The organism is Actinoplanes sp. NPDC051861, from assembly GCF_040681145.1.
Taxonomy (GTDB): Bacteria; Actinomycetota; Actinomycetes; order Mycobacteriales; family Micromonosporaceae; genus Actinoplanes.
In genome coordinates this window covers 75,361-88,723 of the sequence record NZ_JBFAYE010000030.1, presented here as the reverse complement: position 1 = coordinate 88,723, position 13,363 = coordinate 75,361, and the positions used below count along the sequence as shown (strand labels likewise).

15 protein-coding genes are annotated in these 13,363 nt (G+C 66.3%); 7 read left to right on the top strand and 8 right to left on the bottom strand.

Going from position 1 to position 13,363, the window contains the following annotated elements; translation table 11 throughout:
- Positions 1–7: 7 nt before the first annotated feature.
- The 6 genes from AB0M02_RS43300 to folP form a co-directional block, all read right to left on the bottom strand.
- Positions 8–286, bottom strand: a complete 279-nt coding sequence (locus AB0M02_RS43300) for a hypothetical protein (protein ID WP_364238337.1) — start codon at positions 284–286, stop codon at positions 8–10.
- A gap of 14 nt (positions 287–300) precedes the next feature.
- Positions 301–1,539 (bottom strand): ABC transporter permease, encoded by a 1,239-nt coding sequence (locus tag AB0M02_RS43295; protein ID WP_364238336.1) that lies wholly within the window; start codon positions 1,537–1,539, stop codon positions 301–303.
- 127 nt (positions 1,540–1,666) lie between these two features.
- The gene (locus tag AB0M02_RS43290) at positions 1,667–2,182 is read right to left on the bottom strand and encodes a DUF3180 domain-containing protein (RefSeq protein ID WP_364238335.1); all 516 of its coding nucleotides are present in this window, start codon (positions 2,180–2,182) and stop codon (positions 1,667–1,669) included.
- Positions 2,179–2,706 carry a 2-amino-4-hydroxy-6-hydroxymethyldihydropteridine diphosphokinase gene (gene folK / locus AB0M02_RS43285; RefSeq protein WP_364238334.1) on the bottom strand — a complete coding sequence of 176 codons (528 nt, stop codon included), beginning with the start codon at positions 2,704–2,706 and terminating at the stop codon, positions 2,179–2,181. Before folK ends, AB0M02_RS43290 begins: the two co-directional genes overlap by 4 nt.
- Positions 2,703–3,065: a dihydroneopterin aldolase gene (gene folB, locus AB0M02_RS43280; RefSeq protein ID WP_364238333.1), complete on the bottom strand. Its 363-nt coding sequence runs from the start codon at positions 3,063–3,065 to the stop codon at positions 2,703–2,705. The genes folK and folB overlap by 4 nt, the downstream gene beginning before the upstream one ends.
- On the bottom strand, positions 3,062–3,904 hold the full coding sequence (gene folP / locus AB0M02_RS43275; protein ID WP_364238359.1) for a dihydropteroate synthase: 843 nt from the start codon (positions 3,902–3,904) through the stop codon (positions 3,062–3,064). Before folP ends, folB begins: the two co-directional genes overlap by 4 nt.
- A 352-nt stretch (positions 3,905–4,256) precedes the next feature.
- Here folP and AB0M02_RS43270 point away from each other — a divergent pair, with 352 nt between their 5' ends.
- Genes AB0M02_RS43270 through AB0M02_RS43240 form a run of 7 tightly spaced genes read left to right on the top strand, consistent with a single transcriptional unit; the run spans position 4,257 to position 12,455 of the window.
- Positions 4,257–4,520 (top strand): hypothetical protein, encoded by a 264-nt coding sequence (locus tag AB0M02_RS43270; RefSeq protein WP_364238332.1) that lies wholly within the window; start codon positions 4,257–4,259, stop codon positions 4,518–4,520.
- Position 4,521: 1 nt separating this feature from the next.
- Positions 4,522–4,884 carry a hypothetical protein gene (locus tag AB0M02_RS43265; RefSeq protein ID WP_364238331.1) on the top strand — a complete coding sequence of 121 codons (363 nt, stop codon included), beginning with the start codon at positions 4,522–4,524 and terminating at the stop codon, positions 4,882–4,884.
- Positions 4,885–4,921: 37 nt separating this feature from the next.
- Positions 4,922–8,245, top strand: coding sequence for an ATP-binding protein (locus tag AB0M02_RS43260; protein WP_364238330.1), 3,324 nt, complete (start codon positions 4,922–4,924; stop codon positions 8,243–8,245).
- A 1-nt stretch (position 8,246) separates the two neighbouring features.
- Positions 8,247–10,196: an MFS transporter gene (locus AB0M02_RS43255; protein WP_364238329.1), complete on the top strand. Its 1,950-nt coding sequence runs from the start codon at positions 8,247–8,249 to the stop codon at positions 10,194–10,196.
- A gap of 5 nt (positions 10,197–10,201) precedes the next feature.
- Complete coding sequence (locus AB0M02_RS43250) at positions 10,202–10,744, top strand: hypothetical protein (RefSeq protein ID WP_364238328.1); 543 nt, start codon at positions 10,202–10,204, stop codon at positions 10,742–10,744.
- Positions 10,741–11,856, top strand: coding sequence for a M23 family metallopeptidase (locus tag AB0M02_RS43245; protein WP_364238327.1), 1,116 nt, complete (start codon positions 10,741–10,743; stop codon positions 11,854–11,856). The genes AB0M02_RS43250 and AB0M02_RS43245 overlap by 4 nt, the downstream gene beginning before the upstream one ends.
- Positions 11,856–12,455, top strand: coding sequence for a hypothetical protein (locus AB0M02_RS43240; protein WP_364238358.1), 600 nt, complete (start codon positions 11,856–11,858; stop codon positions 12,453–12,455). Before AB0M02_RS43245 ends, AB0M02_RS43240 begins: the two co-directional genes overlap by 1 nt.
- Positions 12,456–12,458: 3 nt before the next feature.
- On the opposite strand, the gene AB0M02_RS43235 is transcribed toward AB0M02_RS43240, so the two are convergent.
- Positions 12,459–12,866: a hypothetical protein gene (locus AB0M02_RS43235; RefSeq protein WP_364238326.1), complete on the bottom strand. Its 408-nt coding sequence runs from the start codon at positions 12,864–12,866 to the stop codon at positions 12,459–12,461.
- A gap of 215 nt (positions 12,867–13,081) precedes the next feature.
- Positions 13,082–13,363, bottom strand: coding sequence for a hypothetical protein (locus tag AB0M02_RS43230; protein ID WP_364238325.1), 282 nt, complete (start codon positions 13,361–13,363; stop codon positions 13,082–13,084).

The following is a 13,363-nucleotide window of genomic DNA, read 5'->3' as shown; positions in this document are numbered from 1 at the left end:
ACCGTCACTACTTGCTCAGATAATCGATGAACGCGGCGCGCAGCAGCGGCTCCAGCTCGCCCAGATCGCGGCCTTCCAGCTCGCGCCAGAGGGCGGCGGCCTCGTCGACGGTCGGTCCGATCGAGTTCGGTGCGCCGTCGAGGGAGGCGGCCTCGTCAGCGTCCGGCAGGTGCTGCAGCACCGACCAGTAGAACTTGACGTCGTGGTGCTCGCGGGCCTTGGCGAAGGCGCGCTCGCGCAGCACCTCGGTGGGCAGGGCGTCCAGTTCGGCGAAGCTGGCGGTCATGAACGAAGCTTAGATCAGCGCGCGGCACCCCACGGGCCGTCATCCCAACGGTCGCTGCGCGCGGGCGGCGCCGCCGGGGTGTTCCAGGTCTCCGGGGAGGCCGGTGACCAGTTCGCCGTGCCGCTGGAGGGTGCCGCGTTCCACTCCTCGGTGGAGCCGGAGGTGTAGGCGCTCCCATACGTCTCCACCAGACGGGTGACGATCAGGCCGGCGGAGAACACGGCCGCGGCGATCGCGAACAGCGCGATGTCGAGCTCACGGCGGTTCTCGAAGTCGAGGAAGAGCGTCAGCGCGGTGACCGCGAACAGGGTGCCGAAGATGCCGCCGCGACGCCCGTACGCACTGGTGCCGGCGAGCAGCGCGAGGCCGAGCGCGATGCCGGTCCACTCGAGGCCGGTGCCGGGCACGATCGGGGTGGCCGACTGGGCGGACAGGATGACGCCCGCGCCGACGGCGAAGACCGTGGAGACGATCAGCGCGAGGACGACCGGCACGGCGGCCATGGTGCCCTGCCGGCGGGCCGGGTCGCCGAACGGGCGTGGCCGGCCGAAGAACCGGCGGACCGGCCCGATCGCCCCCACACCGCCGCCGAGCACGGCCAGCAACGCGAAGCCGCCGAAGAGGATGAAGGCCTGGTCGGTCGGGTCCCAGTCGCCCTGCACCACGATCGGCTCGACCCGCAGCTGGATGTAGACGATCACGCCCAGTCCCGCGGCCAGGCTGGCCGCCCACCCGGGCACGTGGAGCGTCACGACGAACAGGGCCACCACGAGGCCACCGGCCGCACCGATGATCAGGGCCGGGACCAGCGCCTGGAGGACGCCCTTGTCGCCGTTCTCCGCATACTGCATGGCGGCGGCCAGGGCGACCGGGCCGAGCGCCAGGTTCGGTGCGCCGGCGCGCAGGCTCAGCCCGGCGCCGAGCGTGAGCAGGCCGATCGCGGCGCCGGTGACCAGCAGCGAGTCGAGCGCGGGCCGCTGGAGCGCGCCGGAGTCCTCACGCCACAGGAAGAAGCCGAGGACACCCGCGACGACCAGGAGGATGACCTCCCAGCCGAGATGGATGCCGAGCCGGTCGCGCCCGTCCTCGTCGCCGACCGGGGTCAGCGACCCGGTGGTGACCGGGGCGTTGAGCGACTGGTCGAGCGTGGTCCCGGCGGTGTCGTCGTACTGCACGCGGCGCCGGTAGGCCGCCGGGTCGGTTGCGGCGGGCTCGCCACCGGGCCGGCGGAAGGTGGTCTCGTCGTAGGCCATGTTCCGCGCCTCCTCACGCCTCCACGAGCGGTTCGAGGCGCACGCTACTCCGGCTTATGGTCGCCCGCCGCAAAGCATACGGATACGAGACGGCCTCAGTTCAGAGGCTAGATGACTTCGACAAACGTCAACGTCGGCCAGACGGCCGGTCGGAGTCGTCATCCTGACGATCGGGCTGCTCCGGCACCCTGCAGGAGCGCTCCAGCCAGAGCGCCGCACCGATCAGCGCGAGCGCCGCGACCAGGCCACCGGCCGTGGCGGGCACGTCCTCGCGGGCCGCGTCGGTGGGCTCCAGCAGCAGCCAGCCGAGCAGTCCGGCGGAGAAGCCGGCGAAGATCGCGCCGACCAGCGAGGAGGCCTTGGCCAACGCGACATACCGGGCGACCATCAGCGGCTGGACCGGCAGCGCGCCGGGCTTGCGCTGGATTCGCGCGCTGGTGTTCTGCGCGAGCAGGCCCTCGGCGACCGCGAGCACGGCCAGCACGAACACCGGCGTCCAGGGCAGGGCGGGCAGGCGCGAGTAGGTGAAGCTGAGCACCAGCCAGCCCACCGCGGCGGAGGCGAGTCCGGCCACCACGAGCACGGAGATGCTCGTCGGCCGCAGCGAGGGGTCGGTCCGGCGGCCTTCCGGGTTGGCGCTCACGCCTTCGACTCTAGCGACAGATCCGGGCGGGGGCTCATCGTGGCGAGGTCGTCCGCGAGGTCCGGCGCGTTGAGCAGGTCGGTGAGCCAGCCGTGTCCGGGCAGCCTGCCGTGCGGATGGATGTCGATCCACGGCCGCAGCACGAACGCACGCAGATGGGCGCGCGGGTGCGGCAGCGTCAGCTCGGGGTCGTCGCTGAGCACCGGCGTGCCGTCCGTCTCCCACACCGCGATCACGTCGACGTCCAGCGTGCGGGGGCCGAAGCGGCGGTCCGGGTCACGGACCCGGCCCTCGGCCGATTCGCACGCCCGTGCCAGCTCCAGCCAGTGCCGCGGGCTTGCGCTCTCGTCGTTCACGAGCACAACAGCATTGATGTACGGAGGCTGAGCACGGTCGCCCCAAGGAGGCGTCTCGTACACGCCGGAGACCAGCTGCACGCTCTCGCCGAGCAGGTCGACGGCGGCGCGCAGGTGTGCGATCCGGTCGCCGAGATTGCTGCCCAGGGAGAGGATCGCCCGGGTCACGACCGGCTCCGCCGCAGGGTGACGGCGACGTCCGCGAACTCGTGCGGGATCGGCGCCTGCGGCTTGTGCACGGTGACCTCGGCCGCGGCCACCCGCTCGTCGGCGAGGCAGACGTCGAGCAGCCGGTCGGCGAGCCGTTCCAGCAGGTTGACGGGCTCGCCGGTGAGCACCTCGACGAGGCTGCCGGCCAGCTCGCCGTAGTGGACGGTGTCGGCCACGTCGTCGGTCTCGGCGGCACGGCTCAGATCCAGGTCCAGCCGCACGTCCACGACGAAGTCCTGGCCCTGCTCCCGTTCGAAGTCGTAGACGCCGTGATGCCCCCGTGCACGCAGCCCGGTCAGCGTGATCCGGCCGGTCATCGTCGCTCCTGTCGATCGTCGCGCGCGTCTCGCGTACCCCTGAATCTCGGTGACCCGGTGGCGCGCCAGACCGCAAGCGCGTCGACGGTCGCGCCCACCTCGTGGACCCGGACCCCCCACGCGCCGGAAGCGACCGCCAGCACCGACGTGGCCAGGGTGGCCGCCTCGCGGCCACCGACCGGCCGCGGCGTGCCGTCCGGGCCGGCCAGCAGATGACCCAGATAGGTCTTGCGGCTCGAACCGAACAGCAGCGGGAACCCGAGATCGATCAGGACGTCGAGGTGCGCGCTGAGCGCCCAGTTGTGCTCGGCGCGCTTGGCGAACCCGAGACCCGGGTCCAGCACGATCATGCCCGGGTCGACGCCGGCGGCGACCGCCTCGTCGGCACGGGCCCGCAGCTCGTCACGGACCTCGGCGACCACATCGGTGTACTCGGCCAGCCTCTGCATGTCCCGGGAGTGCCCGCGCCAGTGCATCAGCACCCACGGGCAGCGCGCCGCCGCGGCGACCGCGGCCATGTCCGGATCGGCGAGCCCGCCGGAGACGTCGTTGATCACCACCGCACCGGCGGCGAGCGCGGCCTCGGCGACCGCGGCACGGGTCGTGTCGATGCTGACCGGTACGCCCTCGGCGAACAACCGCTCGATCACCGGAACGACCCGATCGGTCTCCGTCTTGGCGTCCACTCGCTGAGCGCCGGGCCTGGTCGATTCACCCCCGATGTCGATGACGTGCGCACCTTGACGAAAAAGGTCGACGCCGTGCTGAACCGCGGCGTCGACATCGGTGTATCTCCCACCGTCGGAGAAGGAATCCGGCGTGACATTGAGGACACCCATCACCACCGGGTGATCCCGGAGCAGCAGGTCAGAGCCTGTGACCTGCGCGTCTGTCGGGTTAGTCGGCACAGGAGAAGGGTAGTTTTCGAACACGTGTACGATTCGACGTGACTCCTATTCATCCACTCCTTCACCTTGGGTAACGAAACGGGCGCTTGTTGCTCGCAAGTACGGGCCGTACTCTTCGGAACTGGGCATCATGAAGTAACCGAAGAGAGCAGATGAGCATGGCAGGGCCCGAACGGCTCACTCGACGTGGTGGGCCAGAGGTAGCACCATATGGGCGTTGCCGCACGGCTTCACAACTGCAGCGTGTCCGTACCCCCCATACCGGACACGGGGAGGTTTACCGATGATCGCCACCGAGCTCGCCATCCTGGCGGCTGAGCCAGCAGGCAGCATCAACACCGAAGGAATCGTCACCTTCTTCGCGAGCAACATCGCTCCGATCCTGCTCGCGGTCCTCGGCGTGATCTTCATCGGCCGCGCCAGTCGCGGCGAGATCTCCAAGGTTCTCACCAGCTCGGCGATCGCGATCGTGGGCCTGGCGTTCATCGCCGGCGCCGCGACTCTCTTCTTCGTCGGCGAGTCGATCATCGACCTGATCTTCAACTGAGATGCGGCTCCGGACCGACGACGACATCTACCGGGCGCGCCTGGTCTATCTCGGCCCGCCCGGCTACACGCTGCCGGTACACCTTCCGTACGCGCAGTACGGCATGTTCGTCGTACTCGTGCCGCTGTTCATGTTCCTGCACTACCTGATCACGCTGAAGTTCGACCCGTTCCCGGCCTGGGAGATCGCCCTGGCCATGGTCACCACTTCGTACGTGTTCCGGCACGTCGACCCGGACCGGCCGGCCCGGGTCGTGATCCGCACAGCGCTCACCGACTGGCGTCGCACCCGCGAGCCCGCGGTGGAGCAGCGCGATCCGAGACTTGTCGCCACTCGCATCCGGGTTCGGGAGGAGTTGGTATGACCGGCTGGACTGTCGTGCGTCTCGGTGGGGTCTCCGCATGACCGGAACTCCTCCGCACGGGCATCCCCGCGCGGATGCCTCGTCGACAGGCAGGCAGAGTAACGGTGTGCGCTCGAACAACTACTCGCCGCCTGATTCGCTGGACGACGCTGACGAGTTCGTTCCCGCGCCCGGACACGGTGGCGTGGGGGTGTTCCAGGCGCCGCAACCCGTGCGACCTCGCGGTTCGTCCGTGGACACCACGATGGACATCGACTCCCCGTTCCTGGACCTGTTCGGCGGTACGACGAGTACCCGTCCGAGTGATCTTTACGCGAAACCGGTGGAATCCGAACCGGACCGGGGATTCGGACTCAATGGATCCAACGGTTCCGAGGCGTCGCCGGGGTGGGACGGAGCACCGTTCACGCGGGCGCCGGTCGGCCCCAAGGCGGACTTCTTCCCGGACCCGCCCGTCGAGACGCCGGCCGCCTCGGCGCCTCCCGCGGTGACACCTCCCGTCATCGACGAGGACGACTGGAGCGAGTTCGACGAGTGGCCCTCGTCGGCGCCGGCGCGCTCACCGCGTACCCCCTCTGCGCCTGCCGCATCGCCGGTGTCGCCCCCGTTGCCCGCGCCCGCCTCGATCGCGCCCTCCTCGCCCGCCCTGTGGCAGCAGGCGCCGTCGGCGCCCCTCCCGGTCCCCGTGCCGGAGAAAGCGCCGGCCAAGCGCACGGAGAAGGCGCCCGCGAAGCGCGAGAAGACCAAGGAGGTCAAGCGCCGCGAGCCGAAACCGGCCAAGCCGGCGCCGCTGCGGCCGCAGAAGCTCAAGTTCAGCGACCGCGACCCCGCCATGGAGCTCGCGATCAGCGAGATCGCCGGGCACCTGACCTTCACCCAGAGCACGGTGACCGCGTGGTATCACCTGCCCGAGGTGCGCTGGGCCTTCCGGCCCGACGCGGAGCGCGAGGCACTGCTCAGCGCCATCTCCGAGCAGTACGCGGGACTCGCCGGCTTCCGGCTGCACCTGCGCCGGACCACGCGCCCGTTCCCGGCCGACGAGTGGGCCCGCACGGTCGACTCGTTCACCACCAAGCCGCTGCCCGACGTGCACGGCGCCACCTCCTGGTCCAACCACCTGGTCGCGGCACAGCGGCACCTGCTCTCGGTGAACCACGCGGAGGGCCAGACCTATCTGGGGGTGACGTTCGCGCGGCGCTCGCTCGGCGACACCTTCTCCGAGCGGATCCTGCGGGTCTTCGGCCGAGGCACCTCCGACGGCGAACGCCGCAAGCTGGGCCGGACCGTCGAGCAGTTCGACGAGGTGCTCAACGCGTTCGGCATGCGCGGGCGCCGGGTAACACCCCAGGAACTGGAGTGGCTGCTGTACCGCTCGGTGGCGCTGTGCATGGCGCCGCCCGGCCTGCTCTCGCCGGTCACCAACGGCCACTGGGAGACCGGTGACCTGCTCGCGCTGACCGAGCAGGTGGAGCGCTACCGCACGCCGTACGGGTCGACCGTCAAACTCGTCAACCGGATGTCCGGCGAGGAACGGCACGTCGCGGTCCTCTCGGTCGGCCGGATGGAACCCCTGGAGATCCCGGAGAAGCACGAGCCGTGGATGCACTTCCACGAGCGGCTGCCCTGGCCGATGGAACTCTCCTCGCGCATCGACATCCTCGGCTCCAACAGCTCCTTCAAGAACCTCGAACACCGGCTCCGCATGATCCGCTCACAGCAGCTGGACTACGCGGAGCACGGCATCGACGCACCACCGGAACTCGAACGCCTCGCCAAGCGCGCCCTGGTCATCGGCGACGAGATGACCACCGGCCTCCCGGTCGAGTCGGCCCGCGCGCACGGCTGGCACCGGATCGCGGTCGGCGGCGCCACCCGCGAGGAGTGCCTGGAACGCGCCCGGCGCCTGATCCAGCTCTACTCCCGTGAGCTGCGCATCTCGCTGCAGCACCCGAAGAACCAGGACCAGCTCGCCCGGGAATTCATCCCGGGCGAACCGATCGCCAACACCGGATACGTACGCCGGATGCCGGTCAAACTGCTCGCGGCGGCCCTGCCCCAGGCGGCCTCCACGGTCGGTGACCGCCGAGGCGACCTGATCGGCCGCACGGCGGGAACCTGCCGGCGCCCCGTCTTCCTCGACCTGCACTTCCCCATGGAAGTACGCGAACGCTCCGGCCTCGGCGTCTTCGTCGCCGAACCCGGCGGTGGCAAGTCGACCCTGATGGGCGCGCTCGGCTACTTGAACGCCCGCCGCGGCGTCCAGGTCACCCTGCTCGACCCGTCCGGCCCGCTCGCCCGGCTCTGCCAGATGCCGGAACTGCGCCCCTACAGCCGCGTTCTGAACCTCACCGGCTCGGAACAGGGAACCCTGGCGCCGTACGCCCTGATCCCCACCCCCGTTCGCTCCGAGTTCCCCACCGGCCCGTCCGGCGACCGCGAGTTCGAGATCGCCGTCTCCAACGCCCGCGCCGAACGCCGCATGCTCGTCCAGGACATCTGCTCGATGCTGGTGCCGCCGCAGGTCGCCCGGGAAGCATCCACGGCCACCCTGCTCCGGCACGCGGTCCGGCAGGTCCCGGCCGAGGAGTCGTCCACTCTCGACGACGTCGTCCGTACCCTCCAGGGCCTCGACAACGACGAGGGCAAGGAACTCGCGAACCTCCTCCTGGACACCGCCGAGATGCCGCTGGCCCTGCTCTTCTTCGGCCACCCCCCGCAGCACCTCCTGGGCGCCGACGCCGCACTCACGGTCATCACCATGGCCGGCCTCCGCCTACCCGACCTGAAAATCGAGCGCGAGTACTGGTCGGCCGAGGAATCCCTGGCCCTGCCGATGCTGCACACGGCCCACCGCCTGGCGGTACGCCGCTGCTACGGCGGTTCCATGTCGTCCCGCAAAATGGTCGGCCTGGACGAGGCCCACTTCATGGAAGGCTGGCGCTCCGGCCGCAGCTTCCTGGTCCGCCTCGCCCGAGACTCCCGCAAGTGGAACCTGGCAGCACTGGTCGCCTCCCAGAACCCGAAGGACATCCTGGGCCTGGACGTGCAGAACCTGGTCTCGACGGTCTTCGTGGGCCGCATCGCCGAGGACCAGGAAATCGCCTCCGAAGCCCTCCGCCTCCTCCGGGTCCCGGTACACGACGGCTACGAGGCGACACTTGCCTCCCTGTCCCAGGTCGACACCTCATCCCAGCAACGCCTGGGCTTCCGCGAATTCGTCATGCGAGACGTGGACGGGCGAGTCCAGAAGGTCAGAGTCGACGTGTCTTACGTCGACGGCTTGCTCGAACATCTGGACACGACGCCGGGCGTGGCCCAACCGGCGGTACCGGTGCCCCTCCCGTCCGAGCCGGAGGTGTGAGATGGCGCGGCGGGGAGTGGCGTTTGTTACAGCCTTGTTTGTGATGGTGGTGGGGTCTATTGCTTGGGCGGTGGCGGCACCGCAAGGCGCATACGCAGCGCCGACAGCTCAGGCGCCGGGCGGCGCGTGCAGTGTCGAAGAGTGGCAGCAGGACATCCCGGGCTGCGTTCAAAGGCTAGCTAAGGTCACAGATCAAAGACTTGACTGCCTCGGCCCGCCTACGGCAAGCGCGCCCGACTCTGGGCTGGCCGGCTGGTTCGCCGAACGCCCGGAGTCATCGACCAGTAGCAGCTTTCCTGGCTTGTACAGTGATTATGGATATGCAGGTTACAGCTACTCTACATATGACTTAGGCTGTACATCAGCAATCAGCGAGGCTGACGTCAGGGTCGAAACAACTATTGCCAACGGCGAGCTAATGATAGCAACTGCCGTGATCGGTGCATCTAACGCCCTTAGGGAGCGCGCCTGGAATCCAGAAGCTCTCTGGGGATGGGCGGATCCGCTCGTAGACCAGGCGACTAAGGCAATCTACGAGAAGGTATTCACCGTGTTCGGCGTGGTGACGCTGGCAATCGTTGGAGTATATCTACTTTGGCGATCCAGACAAGCCGAGATGGGGGCTGCAACCACCACCACGGGCTGGGCAATACTAATCATGGTCATTGTCACCGCAATCGCCGCCTGGCCCATTCGCTCCGCCAATATTGCTGACCAAACGTTGATCAGCACGCTTGGCGTCGTCCACGATGCAGTTGGTCCTCGTCCTGAACAACAGAGTGACGATTGCGCTCTCGGACCTCAGGCATGTACGGACGACAGATCACCCGCGGTTCGCGCTAGTGACACTGCGACTGAAACCATGCTCTACCGCAATTGGCTACGAGGCCTACTCGGGTCGGCCGACAGCGAAACGGCGAAGAAGTACGGTGAGGCGCTTTACGACGCCCGTGTTTTGACATGGGACCAGGTCGAGGACATCCGAAACAACCCCGAAACTCGCGACGCGATGCTCAATCAGAAGAGAGAGCAGTGGATGAGGGTCGCTGAGCAGATTAAAGGCGAAGATCCGGAGGCTTACCAATACCTGCAGGGCACTAACGGCATGGAGCGGGTAGGCGCCGGATTCATTGCCATGTTGGCCGCGTTCCTATACGCCATGTTCGATATCACAGCATCTCTCCTAGTGCTCCTCGGTTTCCTCGTTTTTAGATGGGCTGTGATCGCCGCCCCTATCCTCGGAACAATCGGACTCCTCAGGCCAGCCAGCGCTGGAATTCGGCGCCTTGGAAACGCGGTTGTAGCAGCAATCTTCAACATCGCTATCTTCGGCACCGGCGCAGCCATTTATCTATTCGCGGTTGACCTAATCATGAACACCGCAAGCCTGGCTGGCTGGCTTCAAGTCGTATTGGTGTGGCTTACCGGTGTGGTGGGGTGGTTGCTTCTTCGTCCGTATCGCCGAGTCACTCAGCTTGGCGGTAAAGACAGTGCTGCCGCGATCGCCTCAGCCGGTTCGTGGCATCGGCGCTTCTTCCGTGACATGCGAGAGGCCGCGAAGCTTGAGGTTGCCGAGGGCGGAGGCACTCGCGAGCCGACCTTCGGCAAAGATGGCCGCCCCGTCTACCTGGAGCAGCGCAGTCTTCGCCCTGAAGCACGCCTCGAAGACCCGGCACACTCCGCTGGCAGTCGCGGCGCCTTGAATAGCGTAGAGACAGGTGCTGCAGTCGTGGCGACCCGTCCTGATGGCACTGAATCTGCCCGGGAGGACGTGCCGGTCGACTCCTCAAAACCCCGCAGCCTCCCCGCGCCTGCTCGCGCTCGAAGTACTTCTGACTGGACCGAACCTGACGTCGCCGAACGCCCAACCTCCTATGCGATCTACCGGCCAGAGACGGGCTCGACCACACAGGAGCCAGCGAACCCCCGGGTGCGGTCCGAGGTCAGGTGAGCTAGGTGGCTGGAGTTGTCGAGCGCGGCCTCACCGGGATCTTCCGGTCCCGATGGGGGGTTGCTCTGGTGCTTGCCCTCATCGTTCTCTTCGTGGTCGGACTCGGACGGCTCTTCTCAGATGGCAGTCCGACGCCCTCACTGGGCGCAGGGAGCCCAGCGCCCGCAATCAGCGTCGACCCCTCTGAGGACGACAGCATCATCTCGCCCGAGCCGCCGCCGACCCCGAAAACAAGCCCCGGTCGCGCAGAACCAGAACAAGTGGCGTACGCATTCGCCTCAGCGTGGGTTGATCATGTGGACATCACTTCAAAGAAGTGGCTTGACCGACTTCTCCCAAACACCACTGAGCAACTGTCAGACCAACTCCGAGGTGTAGACCCGGCCGGAGTGCCGGCTAACCGAGTAATCGGCAAGCCAGAACTAGTTGCGATTAACGATTCTATGGTGAACGCGATAGTCACCATGGACGCCGGAAAACTGAGCCTGCGGCTCGTGGCTCCGGAGGGAACCTGGCTGGTCGATGGCATCGACTGGGAGCCAGCGTGAGAGTTGCGCGGCCGCGGAAAGTTGTCGTCCTTGTCGCCCTCGTCCTCACGCTTGCCCTGCTCTGTTGTGGTGGAGGCCTCACAGTCTTCGTAGTCAATGGCGTGGACGATGAGGGTCAAAACCAACTGAACGCAGCTTTGGGCTGCGGTCAGGGCGGTGTAGTCGACCCCGACTCAAAGCTGCCACGCATTCGCCCCTATGGCTCTGCACAGCTCCGTAATGCAGCAATTATCATCGATGTCGGCTCGCAACTGCAGATGCCGCCCCGCGCATGGGTGATTGCCGTGGCTACCTCGATGCAAGAGTCGCGCCTGAACAATCTCGGACATCTTGGCGCCCGCAACGACCACGACTCACTCGGCCTATTTCAGCAGCGTCCAAGCTCGGGCTGGGGTACCCCGGAGCAGATCCGAGATCCCGTTTACGCCAGCACGAAGTTCTACAAGAAACTCCAGACCATTGAGGGATGGGAGGCAATGTCGCTGACCCGAGCCGCTCAAGCAGTGCAGATTAGTGCGTACCCTGACGCCTACGCGAAGCATGAAATGCTGGCCACCCGGATCGTCAACTCCCTAGCCGACGGTGCCGCGAACGCGGTCGGCAGCTCGACGAGTATGGTCTGCGCAGCGGCAGGACAGGTGGCGGCCTCCGGATGGACTATTCCCCTACGAGCTGGTGTCGGGTCAGGATTCAGGACTGCATCACGGCCCAACCACCAGGGTGTCGACCTGAGCATTGGAAAGTACACTCCGATCGCAGCGGTAGCGAGCGGTGTCGTATCACTCGTTAAGTGCGATGAGGACTTCCGAAATCGGAAAAGCTGCAATGTGGATGGCTACCCGGGTAAGGGAGGCTGCGGCTGGATGGTCGAAATCCTGCATGCCGGCAACGTCATGACGCGGTATTGTCATCTCGTGCAACGGCCCTTTGTGCGCGAGAACCAGCAGGTAGCCGCAGGTGACGTCATCGGACGGGTCGGCTCAAGCGGCAACTCGTCCGGCCCGCACCTACACTTCGAAGTTCACCTCAACAATGATCGCTCCAGTAGCGGCGCCGTTGACCCGGTGGTATTCATGCGGGAGCAAGGAGCATCTCTAGGTAGTGACGGATGATCAGCGGACCGATGCCAGAACCCTTTTCTGATAGGGCTAGTGGGGAGCTAGAGGCGCCGCGCCCAATAGTCCCGACTCCTGCAACGATGGGTGGGCAGCTGCGTGGTCGACGCATATTGGTCGGCGCACCAGGTCTAGGATGGCGGGCTGACCTAAGAGCCGATGAGAAGGTCATACAAGGCAGCCGAACATATGTGCCAGTAATGGCCGAGGCAGAGTGGTATCGAGCCGAGTCTGAACAAACCGAAGTATTCGCGGCATTGGTACCAGTAGAGCGTGTCTGGGTCGAAGAGTACGGCTTTCCCGGCATGCGCGAACCCGAGGTCCCAGTCACCCGCCTTGTTTCGCTTGACGAGCCGCCGCGTCGTCCGCCGATTCCAGCCGGCGACTCCGGCCTCCTAACCGGCCGACGTGTCGTTCGATTATTGGAGGACGGTCGGGAACAACGCGGTTTGCGCGCCGTTACCGAACTCTACACCAGCGACTGCGGGGATATCTGCTTGAGAGTCGCCGAGGAACTCGACTGGTATCGCTGGGCCTGGGACGGGAAGACGCCTAGAACGCTAGAAATGCCCGCACATCTAACCTGGGTTGAGTAGATCCTACGCTGACACTGCCTTACAAACTCGCCAGCCACCTTGATCCACTAGAGAGAACTGCCATGACGAGCTATCGCGTCCCTTCTGGCCAGAGATGGTGCGCGTAAGCTCAGCCGTGACAACACTGTTGGAACCGCTGGTGACTTCCTGCAGATTGGACCAGCTGACCGATATCCCCACGGAATAGTCCTGCTCCCGGCGATGGGTATCTTCCCGAAACTGGAGTAGCTGCTCGAATTCGCCGCCTGACTCGCACTGATACAGCGCAGCTTGCTCGTCGTCCTCAGTAATGAAGAAGGCACCTAGAAAGCTCACCACTACGGCTTTCGGAGCTGTCCGTTCGATCTCAGTGGCGTCATCGTAGAGTGAAAGCAGAACGGGCACGCCACCTAAACACAGCAACACCGCCATACCTCCAGCAAGCGCTACCCCTAACCGCGCTCGGCGGCTCTTCAGCCAGCCACTTCTTCGCGCCGCTGCGCTAGACCGCTCAGCTACGGGCCCTGACGTCACGATGGCACCGCCAGTCGTGCCCGTTGTGGATGGCGGTACGGCTTCCGTGCCCGTCTCGGGATCGCGCGGCTGCATACATACGACAGTAGTTCGTAGTTGGGCGGGAGGGTGGATCACGTCTCCAAGACCAGGAAGTCGACGTGGAAGCCCCAGTGTTTTTGGATCTCCACTATGGCTTGTTTGATCACGGTTAGGTCGTTGGGGGAGATCGGGGCGCCGTCGGACCACTGTGGGGAAAGTGGGAGGTAGAAGCCGTAGCTCAGCAAGCCCCGTTCGACCGGGAGGTTCATCGTGTGGCCGGCGAACTCGAGCCTCATGGTTTCGCGGTCGAGGCTTTGCAGGAGGACGCCTGTGTCGGTGCGGGCTGCCTGGCTGTCGAGGTCCTGGACGCCCAT